Source organism: Janthinobacterium sp. TPC_1, assembly GCF_056037845.1.
This window is the reverse complement of sequence record NZ_CP195157.1, coordinates 672,693-686,121: the sequence shown is the minus strand read 5'-3', so window position 1 is coordinate 686,121 and position 13,429 is coordinate 672,693. Positions and strand designations below refer to the sequence as shown.

8 protein-coding genes and 4 pseudogenes are annotated in these 13,429 nt (G+C 62.6%); 11 read left to right on the top strand and 1 reads right to left on the bottom strand.

Going from position 1 to position 13,429, the window contains the following annotated elements:
- The first annotated feature begins 75 nt into the window (after window positions 1–75).
- The 3 genes and pseudogenes from ACQVLG_RS03365 (at window position 76) to ACQVLG_RS03355 (ending at window position 4,330) form a co-directional block, all read left to right on the top strand.
- Window positions 76–1,158, top strand: coding sequence for an efflux RND transporter periplasmic adaptor subunit (locus ACQVLG_RS03365; protein ID WP_474292837.1), 1,083 nt, complete (start codon window positions 76–78; stop codon window positions 1,156–1,158).
- Window positions 1,159–1,163: 5 nt separating this feature from the next.
- Window positions 1,164–3,157: pseudogene (locus ACQVLG_RS03360) on the top strand (MacB family efflux pump subunit).
- A 249-nt stretch (window positions 3,158–3,406) separates the two neighbouring features.
- Entirely contained in the window at window positions 3,407–4,330 is a 924-nt protein-coding gene (locus ACQVLG_RS03355) for an ABC transporter substrate-binding protein (protein WP_474295520.1), read from the top strand.
- A 68-nt stretch (window positions 4,331–4,398) separates the two neighbouring features.
- On the opposite strand, the gene ACQVLG_RS03350 is transcribed toward ACQVLG_RS03355, so the two are convergent.
- The gene (locus ACQVLG_RS03350; protein ID WP_474292836.1) at window positions 4,399–5,004 is read right to left on the bottom strand and encodes a hypothetical protein; all 606 of its coding nucleotides are present in this window, start codon (window positions 5,002–5,004) and stop codon (window positions 4,399–4,401) included.
- 261 nt (window positions 5,005–5,265) lie between these two features.
- Here ACQVLG_RS03350 and ACQVLG_RS03345 point away from each other — a divergent pair.
- From ACQVLG_RS03345 to ACQVLG_RS03310, 8 genes and pseudogenes are all read left to right on the top strand, one after another.
- A pseudogene (locus ACQVLG_RS03345) lies at window positions 5,266–6,068 on the top strand (cytochrome C assembly family protein).
- Window positions 6,065–6,319: a PP0621 family protein gene (locus ACQVLG_RS03340; protein WP_474292835.1), complete on the top strand. Its 255-nt coding sequence runs from the start codon at window positions 6,065–6,067 to the stop codon at window positions 6,317–6,319. The pseudogene ACQVLG_RS03345 and the gene ACQVLG_RS03340 overlap by 4 nt, the downstream one beginning before the upstream one ends.
- Window positions 6,226–6,948, top strand: a pseudogene (locus ACQVLG_RS03335) (sigma-54 factor interaction domain-containing protein); the annotation flags it as partial. The gene ACQVLG_RS03340 and the pseudogene ACQVLG_RS03335, both read left to right, overlap by 94 nt.
- A gap of 94 nt (window positions 6,949–7,042) precedes the next feature.
- A complete protein-coding gene (locus tag ACQVLG_RS03330) occupies window positions 7,043–7,486 on the top strand; it encodes an AAA-type ATPase lid domain-containing protein (RefSeq protein WP_474292834.1) in 444 nt (147 codons plus the stop codon).
- Window positions 7,486–8,101, top strand: a pseudogene (gene ampD / locus ACQVLG_RS03325) (1,6-anhydro-N-acetylmuramyl-L-alanine amidase AmpD). The gene ACQVLG_RS03330 and the pseudogene ampD overlap by 1 nt, the downstream one beginning before the upstream one ends.
- Window positions 8,102–8,493: 392 nt before the next feature.
- A complete protein-coding gene (locus tag ACQVLG_RS03320; protein ID WP_474292833.1) occupies window positions 8,494–11,442 on the top strand; it encodes a ribonucleoside-diphosphate reductase subunit alpha in 2,949 nt (982 codons plus the stop codon).
- 118 nt (window positions 11,443–11,560) lie between these two features.
- On the top strand, window positions 11,561–12,712 hold the full coding sequence (locus ACQVLG_RS03315) for a ribonucleotide-diphosphate reductase subunit beta (RefSeq protein WP_034780261.1): 1,152 nt from the start codon (window positions 11,561–11,563) through the stop codon (window positions 12,710–12,712).
- Window positions 12,713–12,747: 35 nt separating this feature from the next.
- Window positions 12,748–12,975, top strand: coding sequence for a hypothetical protein (locus tag ACQVLG_RS03310; protein ID WP_474292832.1), 228 nt, complete (start codon window positions 12,748–12,750; stop codon window positions 12,973–12,975).
- Window positions 12,976–13,429: the final 454 nt, after the last annotated feature.

Here is a 13,429-nt window from a genome sequence, read left to right as displayed (position 1 = left end):
TCGGCGGCGTGGTCTTGCTGGCTTGCTGGCGCTGTTTGCGCCGGTGCCCTGTGGGCCACGCGCGGCCCGGCCACCGTGTTCGACACGGCGCCCGTCAAGCGCGGCAATATCGAGGCCAGCGTCACGGCCATCGGCACCCTGCAGCCGCAAACCTATGTTGACGTGGGCGCGCAGGTGTCGGGCCAGATCACGCGCCTGCACGTGCAGCCGGGCAGCGCCGTGGAAAAAGGCCAGCTGCTGGCCGAGATCGACCCCAGCGTGCAGCAGGCCACGGTCGACGCGGGCCGTGCCGCCCTGGCGGGCTTGCGCGCGCAGCTGGCCGACCAGCAGGCGCAGCACCGCCTGGCGGGCCAGCAGCACGTGCGCCAGAAGCAGATGGCCAAGTTTGACTCGACTCCCTTGGCTGACCTGGAAACGGCCGAAGCCACCTTGGCCTCGGCCGGCGCCAAGATCGACCACCTGAAGGCGCAGATCGACCAGACGCAGGCCAGCCTGAAGGCGGACGAGGCGCGCCTTGGCTATACGCGCATCTACGCGCCCATGGCCGGCAAGGTGGTGGGCCTGGATGCCAAGGAAGGGCAAACCCTGAACGCCACGTACCAGACGCCGAACATCCTGCGCATTGCCGACCTGTCGGCCATGACGGTATGGACGGAAGTGTCGGAAGCGGACGTGCGCCGCGTGCGCCCGGACATGCCCGTGTACTTCACCACCCTGGGCGGCGACCAGCGGCGCTGGAGCGGCAAGGTGCGGCAGGTGCTGCCGGCGCCGCCAGTGCCCGGTGGTTCCGCCGCCGGCACGGCCCTGGCGCCGTCGACCAGCAAGGTGATCTTGTATACCGTGCTGTTCGACGTCGATAACGCCGATGGCGAATTGATGCCGCAGATGACGGCGCAGGTGGTGTTTGTCACGGCCGCAGCAAACAATGTGCTGGCCGTGCCCTTGCCGGCCCTGAAACCATCGACGGAAGAAGGCGCCAAGCCGGGGCAGTTCACGGCCCGCGTGATGGATGCGGACGGCAAGGTCGATACGCGCACCGTCACCGTGGGCGTGCGCAACCGCCTCAGCGCGGAAGTGCTGCAAGGCTTGCGCGAAGGTGAATTGCTGGTCACGGGCGAGCAGCCGGCCGGCAGCGGCGCCAGCAGGTTCCAGCTGTGAGCGCGATGAGCGAGGCCGCTTCTCTGGGACAAGCCGGAGAAGGCGGCCAGCCGGCGCCCCTGATCGAGCTTGCCGGCATCCGCAAGCGCTACGGCGGCCATGACGGCGCGCCGGCCGTGGAAGTGCTGCGCGGTTTGACCCTGTCGATCGGCGCCGGCGAATTCGTCGCCATCGTGGGCGCGTCCGGTTCCGGCAAATCGACCCTGATGCATTTGCTCGGCTGTCTGGACCGGCCCAGCGATGGCAGCTACCGCTTCGCCGGCCAGGACGTGGCCAGCCTGAATCCCGATGAACTGGCGTGGCTGCGGCGCGAAGCGTTCGGCTTCGTCTTCCAGGGCTATCACCTGATCGCCACGGAATCGGCGCGCGAAAAGTGGAAGTGCCGGCCCTGTACGCGGGCATGCCGGCCGCGGCCCGCCATGCGCGTTCCGAAGCGCTGCTCAAGCGCCTGGGCCTGGGCGAGCGGCTCGACCACCGGCCGAACCAGTTGTCCGGCGGGCAGCAGCAGCGCGTGTCGATCGCGCGCGCCCTGATGAATGGCGGGCGCATCATCCTCGCCGATGAGCCGACGGGGGCGTTAGATAGCAGCAGCGGCGCCGAAGTCATGGCCCTCTTGGGCGAACTGGCCGACGCGGGCCACACCATCATCCTCATCACGCATGACCGCAAGGTGGCGGCCCAGGCGCGCCGCGTGATCGAGATCAGCGATGGCGAAATCGTCGCAGACTCGGGCGCCATCGCCATTCCCGCCACGTCGGCGGCCCTGCCGCCGCTGGACATGTCGCGCGCCGCCCACGACACGGGCGCGTCGCTGGGCACGGAATTGCTCGACGCGGCGCGCGCCGCCTGGCGCGTGCTGTGGATCAACCGCTTTCGCACGGGCTTGACCCTGCTCGGCATCGTCATCGGCGTCGCTTCCGTGATCGTCATGCTGGCCATCGGCCTGGGCACGCGCCAGCAGGTGATGGCCCAATTAGGCGCGTTCGGCTCGAATCTGTTGTACATGGCGTCGCGCGGCGAAAGCTCGCGCATCCCCGGGCGCAGCATCACCCTGGCCGACCTCGACGCGCTCAAGGACGTGCCGGGCATTTCCCACGTGCTGCCGAATGTCACGGGCAACAAGGTGATACGCCACGGCAACCTCGACGTGCAGACGTATGTGCGCGGCACGGGGCCGGCCCTGCCGCAGATCCAGACCTGGCCCGTGGCCAAGGGCGGTTTCTTTACCGAGGAAGACGAGCGCGAAATGGCCACCGTGGCCGTGCTGGGCGCGCACCTGGCCGAAAAGCTGATGCCCGACGTGGCCAACCCCGTGGGGCAGAGCATCCTGATCGGCAACGTGCCGTTCCAGGTGATCGGCGTGATGAGCGCGAAGGGCGCGCTGACGGGCGAGAAGGATGAAGACGACGTGCTGCTGCTGCCGTTTTCCACGGCCGGCATCCGCGTCTTTGGCCAGCGCGAGCCGACGTACACGGTAATGGCGGTGGACGACGTCAAGCGCGTGACCGAGGTGGAGGCGGCGGTCGACGCCACCATGTTCGAGCGCCACCGCATCCGCGACTACGGCATCAGCAATGCGGCCGCGTCGATCGCCGCCGAAGCCAAGACGCAGGACAACATGACCATGATGCTCAGCCTGATCGCCGCCGTCTCGCTGGTGGTGGGCGGCATCGGCGTCATGAACGTGATGCTGATGACGGTGCGCGAGCGCACGCGCGAAATCGGCATCCGCATGGCGACGGGCGCGCGCCGGCGCGACATCCTGCGCCAGTTCCTCACCGAAGCCGTGCTGGTGTCGGTAGTGGGCGGCGTGGCCGGCATCGTGGTCGGCGTGACGGTGGCCGGCCTGCTGCTGGTATGGGACGTGCCGGTGATCTTTTCCCTGAGCGCCATCGCCGGTGCGTTTGCCTGCGCCGTGGTGACGGGGCTGGTGTTTGGCTTCATGCCGGCGCGCAAGGCGTCGGGACTCGATCCGGTGGTGGCGCTGGCGGGACAGTAACACTTCACGCAGCCGGGCTTGCTGCTCCCGGATTCGCCTGTCTTTGCGCTGCTGCAACAGCGCCAAGGCAGGCTTTCCATAAAAAAGATTGCTCCTGACTCAACACACGGTACTATCTCCCCATAATAAGAGCAGTGTTTCGTGTTTTATGCCCTTGCGGGCACATACCAACCACCACAGGAGAACCCGATGCAGCAAAAATCAACCTTGAAGACCGGTATCGCCGCCGCCCTCGTGCTGGCCTTCGGCATGGGCGCTGCCCAGGCGCAGGAAGTCGTGCGCCTGGGTAACTTGAAATTCGCCCATTACGGCGCCGTGTCGTACATCAAGGAAATCGCACCCAAGTGCGGCATCAAGGTCGAGGAGCATGTCTTCGCCAAGGGCCTCGACGTGATGCAGGCGATTATCGCCGGTGAGCTGGACGTGGGCGCGACGGCGTCCGAAGCAGCCATTTCCGGCCGCGCCGGCGGTGCGCCCATCTACGTGGTGGCCGGCTTTGCCAAGGGCGGCGCGCGCCTGGTGGCGGGCGCCGGGCAAAAGATCGCCAGCGTCAAGGAACTCAAGGGCAAGCGCGTGGGCGTGACGCGCGGCGGCATCCAGGAAGTGCTGTTGCTGGCCGAACTGTCGCAGGCGGGCCTGACGTATTCCGAAACCAAGGGCAAGGATGTGCAGTTGGTGTTCCTCGCCTACGCCGACTTGAACCAGGCGCTGATGGGCAAGAATATCGATGCCATGATGCAGTCGGAGCCGCAATCGTCGCAGGCGATCAACAAGGGCTTCGGCACCGAAGTCATCAAACCGTACGATACGCCGATCGGCGAGCCCGTGCGGACCATGGTGATGACGGAAAAGTTCTACAAGGAACGCCGTCCCGTGGCGGAAAAATTCATGCGCTGCTTCGTCGAAGCGACGAAAACCTTTATCGACAACAAGGGGACGGCGGAAAAGTATGTGCGCGAAGTCGTGTTCCGCGGCCAGATCACGAAGGATGACTTCGACGACGCGATCAGCAATTCGCCGTATTCGTTTGACATCTCGCCCGAGCACATCCAGGTGACCACCGATGTGATGGTGAAAACGGGCGTGGGCCGCATGACGAAGCCGCCCGTGGCCAAGGACTGGGTCAAGACGGACTTGCTGGAGCAGGCGAAAAAGAGCTTGAACGTGAAGTAAATCAGGAAACCATTCAAAAAACCTCCGTGCCAGCAATGGTGCGGAGGTTTTTTGATGGGGAGATGGCCTTAGCGGGCGTTAAAACCCATCCAGCCCTTCTCCGTCTGGCGGAAGCTCAGCGTGTAGATGCGGGTCAGCTCATCGCCTTTCTTGAGCTGGCGGCTGATGATGGCGCCGTAATTGTCTTGCACGATCTGGTCCGACCATTGCAGCAGGTTTTCGAAACGCTCGGCCGTCATCGCCGCCTGGCGGGCCAGCAGCGGCGCGGGGATCGCCTTCTTTTCCTGCTGCTGTACCCAGAAATCGCGAAAAACCTTGTTTTCGCCGCCCATGCCGCGCGCCATCAGGCCCAGGCCCATGCTCATGCCCACGGAGCTGTCCGTCTTCGCCTGTGCCTCGAGCTTGTCGGCCACGTCGGCCAGCAATTCCAGGTAGCCGACCTTGGCGCGCAGGACGGCCGAGCCCTTGATTTCGTACTGTTCGTTTTCTTTCCAGCCATTCAGCTTTTCCAGCTTCGCGATGTCGAAGTAGTCCTTGTACAGGTCATAGCTCTGGATGGACGTACGGAAGTATTCCTCGTACGTGGATTGGGAAGGCGCGTTTTTCATGCAGCCGCTTAATATGGTGCAGGCGGCCAGCAGGAGGCAGGTCCAGGAAATTTTTCGAAAAGACATGGTGGAGGGCGGTGGCGTCAGGTTGGATAAATATATGCTTTGTGGACATAATTATAGGACTGGCTAATCAGGATGGCAACGTGCCTGCGGCGCGCCGGCAGTGCATCGGAGGAAAGATTGCCGAAATCTTGAGGGTGCGCCACCCCGTCGCGGCCGAGGCGCGATATCATGGCAGGCTTGCGGTATGGGCTGGCGGCCAATTGCCTCCAGCCCATACTGTCGCTTGAATCGCGCTTGCCGGCTATGGTGTAAACTTAAACTATGCAGACTTATTTCTTTTTCATCGCCGCCCTGTTGTACGCGGCGTGCGCGGTGCTTCCCTCGTCCCGTGCCCGGCTTATTGCCGGCCTGACCGGCGTCGCCTGGCTGGCGCACGCCGCCACCCTGTGGTTCGACCTGATGGCGCCGGGCACCTTGCGCTTCGGCTTTTCCGCCATGTTGTCGGCCGCGCTGTGGGTCTCGGTGGGCGCCTACTGGATAGAGAACCGCAATTTCAGCCTGGACGGACTGCGCCGCATGGTCATGCCCAGCGCCGTCATTGCCATCGGCCTGGCCTGGGCCTTTCCCGGCAGCCAGGTCAGCTTGGAAGGCAAGTCGGCTGTCTTCGGCTGGCATATTGCCGTGGCCGTGCTCGCCTACAGCACCTTGACGATTGCCGCCTTCCACGCCGTGCTCATGGCGCTGCAGGAATCGCGCCTGCATACGCGTAGCGAAAGCCGCGGCTTCATCGGCAGCGCGCTGGACCAGCTGCCCGCCCTGCTGACGATGGAAAAGCTGCTGTTCCGCATGATCGGCCTGGGCTTTATCCTGCTCAGCCTGACCGTGCTGTCTGGCATCGTGTTTTCCGAGCAATTATTTGGCAAGCCGCTCAACTGGGATCACAAATCCGTCTTTACCATGCTGTCGTGGCTATTGTTTGCCTCGCTGCTGGCAGGCCGCCGCTTCCGCGGCTGGCGCGGCAAGACGGCCCTGAGTTTTACGCTGGCCGGTTTCGCCACCTTGCTGCTGGCCTATGTCGGCAGCCGTTTGTACTGGAAGTGGTTTTACACCGGGGATTCGCATGACACGTGTTTTATTCTGGCTGGCGCTGGTGTTCCTGGTGCTGTTTGCTATCCGCAGCAAGATCCGGGGCATGCAGCAGCGCGCCCGCGCACAGCAGCAGCCGAACCCGTATGCGCCGCCGGTGCGGCCGCAGGAATTGCCCGATGCCGAGCTGATGCTGTGCTGTGCCCATTGCGGCGTGTATTACCCGGCCTCGGAAAACGTGCAAGCCAAGGGTCACGATTACTGCAGCCACGCGCACGCCACCTTGTAAGGGCCGGCCTGCACCCCGTTGCTCATCCGTATCGTAACGGCCTCCGGCATCCGTCCGGCGTAGCATCTGCAGCAGGCGGTTCGCCACCGCCATTGCAGAAAGGCGCGTGCCATGTCCCATCCCAGCTTCAGCCCGCATACCACCACCACTGGCAAGCCGGGGGCGCCGCAACTGAGCGGCAACTCGCTGCCCATGCAGGCGCTGCGCGCGCGCAGATCGGCCGCATCGCCCGCTGTGACGCGCCGGTGGCCATCCGCGGCGAATCGGGCACGGGCAAGGAATTGGCGGCGCGCGCCATCCATGCGCAGGGTGGGCGCGCCGGCTTCCCGTTTATTGCCGTCAACTGCGGTGCCATTCCCGAAGCGTTGATGGAAGCCGAATTCTTCGGCTGCCGCCCGGGCGCCTATACGGGCGCGCTGCACGAGCGCCAGGGATTGTTCCAGGCGGCCCATGGCGGCAGTTTGCTGCTCGATGAAGTCGATGACCTGCCGCTGGCCATGCAGGTAAAACTGCTGCGCGTGCTGCAGGAACGCCGCGTGCGCAAGCTGGGCGGCAGTACTGACGAGGCGATCGACGTGCGCATTATGTGTGCCAGCCAGCAGGGCCTGGCGCGCGGCGTGGCCGCCGGCACGTTCCGCCAGGATCTGTTTTACCGGCTGAATGTGATCGAGCTGGCGCTGCCGCCGCTGCGCGAACGGCGCGGCGATCTGCATATTATGCGAGGTGATCCTCGCGCGCCTGTCGCCACGCCGGGCCGTGAGCCTGGCGCCGCCCGTGCTGGCGGCCCTGGCCGCATATGCGTTTCCCGGCAACGTGCGGGAACTGGAAAACGTGCTGGAGCGGGCGCTGGCCTTTGCCGACGGCGGCGTGATCGCGCTCGACGGGCTGGTCTTGCCGTCCGCGCCGGGCAGCATGCCGTTGCGGGCGCCGCCGGCATTGTCGGACTTGCCGGAACGGCAACTGTGCCTGCCCGGCATGGCGGCATATGGCGTGGGCCCGGTCCTGCCGCTGGACGTGTATTTGCGCCAGGCCGAGCGCGACATGATCATGCAGGCGCTGGTGCAGGCGCGCTACCACCGCGCGCGCGCGCGCGCGCCAGCTGGGGCTGAGCGTGCGCCAGTTGCGTTACCGCATGCAGAAATTGACGATACAGGAAGCCCTACTTGATGAGCGCATGGACGATAGATGAAGACGGCTGGTGCGATGGCGCGCTGCGCTATGACTCCCCCTACCACGATGCGCGCCCGGATGGTGCGCAAGTCGACTTGCTGGTGATCCATAACATCAGCTTGCCGGGCGGCCACTTTGGCGGGCCGCATGTGTCGGACTTGTTTACGGGCCGGGTAGATTATAATGCCGATCCTTCTTTCGCCGACCTGCGTGGCTTGCAGGTGTCGGCGCACTTTTTTGTGCGGCGCGATGGTGCGCTGTTGCAATATGTTTCTGCTGATCAACGTGCCTGGCATGCCGGCGCGTCCATGTTCGCAGGGCGCCCGCAATGCAACGGCTATTCCATCGGTATTGAAATGGAAGGTTCGGACTCTGTCCCCTTTCAGCCGCAGCAATACCGCGTGCTGGCGGCGCTGACGGCGGCGCTGGTGGCGCGCTACGGGCTGTCCCAGGTGCGTGGCCACGAGCATATCGCACCGGGGAGGAAGACGGATCCGGGGCCGTTTTTTGACTGGCATTTTTACCAAGTATGCTGGCTGGCTGGAAACTCTGTGCGGGCAGCCTGCGTTAGCGCTTACTTCGCGGGGATTGGGCTTTCCATCCATGCCCTGAAAAGTCAACCGAAATCGTATATGAAAATACAAAAAATTACGCCGACGGATGCCGGAAAACTATTGCATCGCCCTTCGATGGGCACTACAATTAGTGCAGAAGTTGGATGTAAAGACTATATGTAGTGCCATCACAGACGTTTTCAGAATTATTGTCAAAGCTACCCGGATTGCTGATAAAGCACTGGAACTGGCGGTTTATCACCCTCGATCGTGTTTCGCGCCAGCCGGGCAGTGCGGTGTGGCGATATGGATTCTGACCCTGTTTTATGCATCATTAATTTACTATTTAGCAACAAATACCTGAAGAAACCCTGACCATCGGGCGTTCTATTCAACAACACACGCGGCAGCAAAACTGCAGGCTGACTTTAGCTGACAACGGGAGCTTCAATGCAATCACCACAAGATATTTCCATCCATCCAACGCCAGTATCGCCAGCGCCAGGCGCGGCCAACAGCGTGGCGAGCACGGGCGCGGCATTGGGCGACTATCGCATCATCCGCCGCAACGGCGCGGTGGTGGCATTTGAGCCTTCGAAGATCGCCATCGCCATGACCAAGGCGTTTTTGGCCGTTAACGGCGGCCAGGGCGCAGCCTCGGCACGCATCCGCGAACTGGTGGAACAATTGACGGACGGCGTCGTCGCCGCGCTGGTGCGCCGCCATCCGGGCGGCGGCACCTTCCATATCGAAGACGTGCAAGACCAGGTGGAACTGTCGCTGATGCGTTCGGGCGAACACGACGTGGCGCGTGCCTACGTGCTGTACCGTGCCAAGCACATGGAAGAGCGCCGCCTGCAGAAGGAAGCGCTGGGCGCGTCCGCGCAAGTTTCCGCACCACAATTGAACGTGCTGGATAACGGCGTGCGCCGCCTGCTGGATATGCAGGAAGTGCGCGACCTGATCAACGCCGCCTGCGCCGGCCTGGAAAAGCACGTCGATGCCGACGCCATCCTGGCTGAAACGGTAAAAAACCTGTACGACGGCGTGCCCGTCGAAGAGCTGCACAAGTCGGCCATCCTGGCGGCGCGCGCGCTGATGGAAAAAGACCCGGCCTACAGCCAGGTCACGGCCCGCATCCTGCTGCACACGGTGCGCAAGGAAGTGTTCGGCAAGGAAGTGCCGCAAGCGGCCGCTGCCGCCGAATACCTGACGTATTTCCCGCAATACATCGCCAAGGGTATCGCCGCCGAGCTGCTGAACCCGGTACTCGCCAGTTTCGACCTGGAGCGCCTGGCGAAAGCCATCGTGGCCGACCGCGACTTGCAATTCGGCTACATCGGCCTGCAAACCCTGTACGACCGCTACTTCCTGCACATCCAGGACGTACGCATCGAAATGCCGCAGGCGTTCTACATGCGCGTGGCCATGGGCCTGGCGCTGAACGAGGCGGACCGCGAAGCGCGCGCCATCGAGTTCTACAGCCTGCTGTCCTCGTTCGACTTCATGAGCTCGACCCCGACCCTGTTCAATTCGGGCACCCTGCGCTCGCAGCTGTCGTCGTGCTACCTGAGCACCGTCTCGGATGACCTGGAAGGCATCTACGACGCCATCAAGGACAACGCGCTGCTGGCCAAGTTCGCCGGCGGCCTGGGTAACGACTGGACGCCGGTACGCGCCCTGGGCGCCCACATCAAGGGTACCAACGGCAAGTCGCAAGGCGTGGTGCCGTTCCTGAAAGTGGTCAACGACACGGCCGTGGCAGTCAACCAGGGCGGCAAGCGCAAGGGCGCCGTCTGCGCCTACCTGGAAACCTGGCACATGGACATCGAGGAATTCCTCGACCTGCGCAAGAACACGGGCGACGACCGCCGCCGTACGCACGACATGAACACGGCGAACTGGATTCCCGACATGTTCATGAAGCGCGTCATGGAAAAAGGCGATTGGACCCTGTTCTCGCCATCGGACACGCCAGACCTGCACGACAAGGTCGGCAAGGCTTTTGAGCAGGCTTACCTGGGCTACGAAGCCAAGGCCGCCGCCGGCGAAATCCGCGTCTTCAAGAAGATCGCGGCACTGGATCTGTGGCGCAAGATGCTGTCGATGCTGTTTGAAACGGGCCATCCATGGATCACGTTCAAGGATCCGTGCAACATCCGCAGCCCGCAGTCGCACGTCGGCGTCGTCCACAGCTCGAACCTGTGCACGGAAATCACGCTGAACACGGGCCCTGACGAAATCGCCGTCTGCAACCTCGGTTCCGTCAACATGCCGGCGCACATGAAGGAAGGCAAGCTCGATCACGTCAAGCTGGCCAAGACCATCCGCACCGCCATGCGCATGCTCGACAACGTCATCGACATCAACTACTACGCCGTCGACAAGGCGCGCAACTCGAACATGCGCCACCGTCCGGTCGGCATGGGCATCATGGGCTTCCAGGACTGCCTGCACATGATGCGCGTGCCGTTCGCCTCGGACGCCGCCGTGTCGTTTGCCGACACCTCGATGGAAGCCGTCTGCTACTACGCCTACCTGGCGTCGACGGAACTGGCCGAAGAGCGCGGCCGCTATGAATCGTACGCCGGTTCGCTGTGGGACCGCGGCATCCTGCCGCAGGACTCGGTCAAACTGCTGCTTGAGGAGCGCGGCGGCTACCTGGAAGTCGATTCCTCGTCGGCCATGGACTGGACCCCGGTGCGCGAACGCATCGCCAAGTTCGGCATGCGCAATTCGAACTGCGTGGCGATCGCCCCGACGGCGACGATTTCGAACATCATCGGCGTCTCGGCCTGTATCGAGCCGACGTTCCAGAACCTGTACGTGAAATCGAACCTGTCGGGTGAATTCACCGAGATCAACGGCTACCTGGTGCGCGACCTGAAGGCGCGCGACCTGTGGGATGAAGTCATGATCTCCGACCTGAAGTACTTCGACGGCTCGCTGGTGAAGATCGACCGCATCCCGCAAGACCTGCGCGATATCTACGCCACGGCCTTTGAAGTGTCGCCAAGCTGGCTGGTGGAAGCGGCTTCGCGTCGCCAGAAGTGGATCGACCAGGCACAGTCGCTGAACATCTACATGGCTGGCGCCTCGGGCAAGAAACTGGACGAGACCTACAAGCTGGCATGGCTGCGTGGCCTGAAAACCACCTACTACCTGCGTACCATCGCCGCTACCCACATGGAGAAATCGACCTCCAAGACGGGCGCGCTGAACGCCGTGGCCGTCGACGGCGGCATGTCGGCCAGCGCACAGAGCGCCCAGGCAGCCGTCGTGGCGGCAGCAGTGGCCGTGGCGCCGGTAGTGGCAGCGGCAGCGGATGACGCCGATGGCGAAGCCTGCTACCTGCGTCCCGGTGATGACGGCTTTGAAGAGTGCGAAGCCTGCCAGTAAGATTTTAGTTGTCAGCCCAGAACTTCTGGGCTGATTCAATGTTGTCAATGTCCGCATTGTCCGATTCAACGGGCCTGTTGCGGATCGCCGGCTCGCCGGCATGGAAAGGAAGAAGAATATGTCGTTGTCTTGGGATGATGAAACCACGTCGGCAGCTGTGCCGCGTCCGGCGCAGCAAGCGCCACTGGGAAATACCGAATTGAACCTGCCGGCCGGCGCCGAGCCGTCCGAAGCGAACGCCGAGCAAGTGGCGCGCCGCGTGAATGCTGACGACAAGCGCATCATCAACGGCAAGACGGACGTCAACCAGCTGGTGCCGTTCAAGTACAAGTGGGCGTGGGACAAATACCTGGCCGGCTGCGCCAACCACTGGATGCCGCAGGAAGTGAACATGCAGCGCGATATCGAGCTGTGGAAAAACCCGAACGGCCTGACGGACGACGAGCGCCGCCTGGTCAAGCGCAACCTGGGCTTCTTTGTTACCGCCGACTCGCTGGCCGCCAACAACATCGTGTTGGGCACCTACCGCCACATCACGGCGCCCGAGTGCCGCCAGTACCTGCTGCGCCAGGCGTTCGAGGAAGCGATCCACACGCACGCCTACCAGTACATCGTCGAATCGCTGGGCCTGGACGAAGGCGAGATCTTCAACGCCTACAACGAAGTCAAGTCGATCCGCGACAAGGATGAATTCCTGATCCCGTTCATCAACACCCTGACCGACCCGGCCTTCGTCACCGGCACGGTGGAAAACGACCAGAAGCTGCTGAAGTCCCTGATCGTCTTCGCCTGCCTGATGGAAGGTTTGTTCTTCTACGTCGGCTTCACGCAGATCCTGGCGCTGGGCCGCCAGAACAAGATGATGGGTGCGGCCGAGCAGTACCAGTACATCCTGCGCGACGAATCGATGCACTGCAACTTCGGCATCGACTTGATCAACACGATCAAGATGGAAAATCCGCAGTTGTGGACGGCCGCCTTCCGCGAAGAGATCAAGGATCTGTTCATGAAGGCCGTGGAACTGGAATACGCGTACGCGGAAGACACCATGCCGCGCGGCGTGCTGGGTCTGAACGCGCCGATGTTCAAGGGCTATTTGCGCTTCATCGCCAATCGCCGCGCGCAGCAGATCGGCATCGAGCCGCTGTTCGCGCAGGAAGAAAATCCATTCCCGTGGATGAGCGAAATGATCGACATGAAGAAGGAACGCAACTTCTTCGAAACCCGCGTGACCGAGTACCAAACGGGCGGTGCGCTGAACTGGGAGTAATTCTTTTTCAGGCTACGCCAACAAGCGCCGTCATCGTGACGGCGCTTTTTTTTTTGCGTGTGTGGCGGCGGAAAAATGCGCGCATCATCGGTGCATGCGACGAGGCCTGCGCCAGGATTTCCGGATGCCGCGCATGGCCGCATCGCACACCCGAAAAAGCATTTCCGGAGACGCTGGCGGCGGCATTTGCCGCGCGATTGTGCGATAGCACGCGTAACGTGCAAAAAAGCGGGCGAAAACGTGTCGTGCCGGTTGCGCATTGACAAGGTTTTCGTGTACTTTATGAGATTGCAAATGCGAGCGTTAGAATGCGGGGTTTTTTTTTACAGCGCGGTAGCGAAAAAACCTCGCAAAACAGGGATACAGATTTACACGGATATGCACAAAACCACACCGTTTTCGTCTGCCGCCGTGCCCGAATTTTTTCAGGCATGGCGGTTTTTTATTTGACGCATGGGTGTTGTGGCGAGCGCGATGCGAGGAGCGAAAAAACGCACGGCATCGAAAACGAATGACCGAATTCAGACTTTGCCACCAGCTGCGAGATAAAGCAGGGTGGCACCGACGATGGCTGAAGTGCTGCAAACGTGAGGAGTTGCAGCAGTTCAGCTGGTGCCGAATTCATTAGCGCAAACGACCGTTTGTGCCGATGAATAATTCGCCTGGCCTATCCCAGTGGTGGGCCGGACGGGTTTAAATCTTGTAGCTTAAATTTCT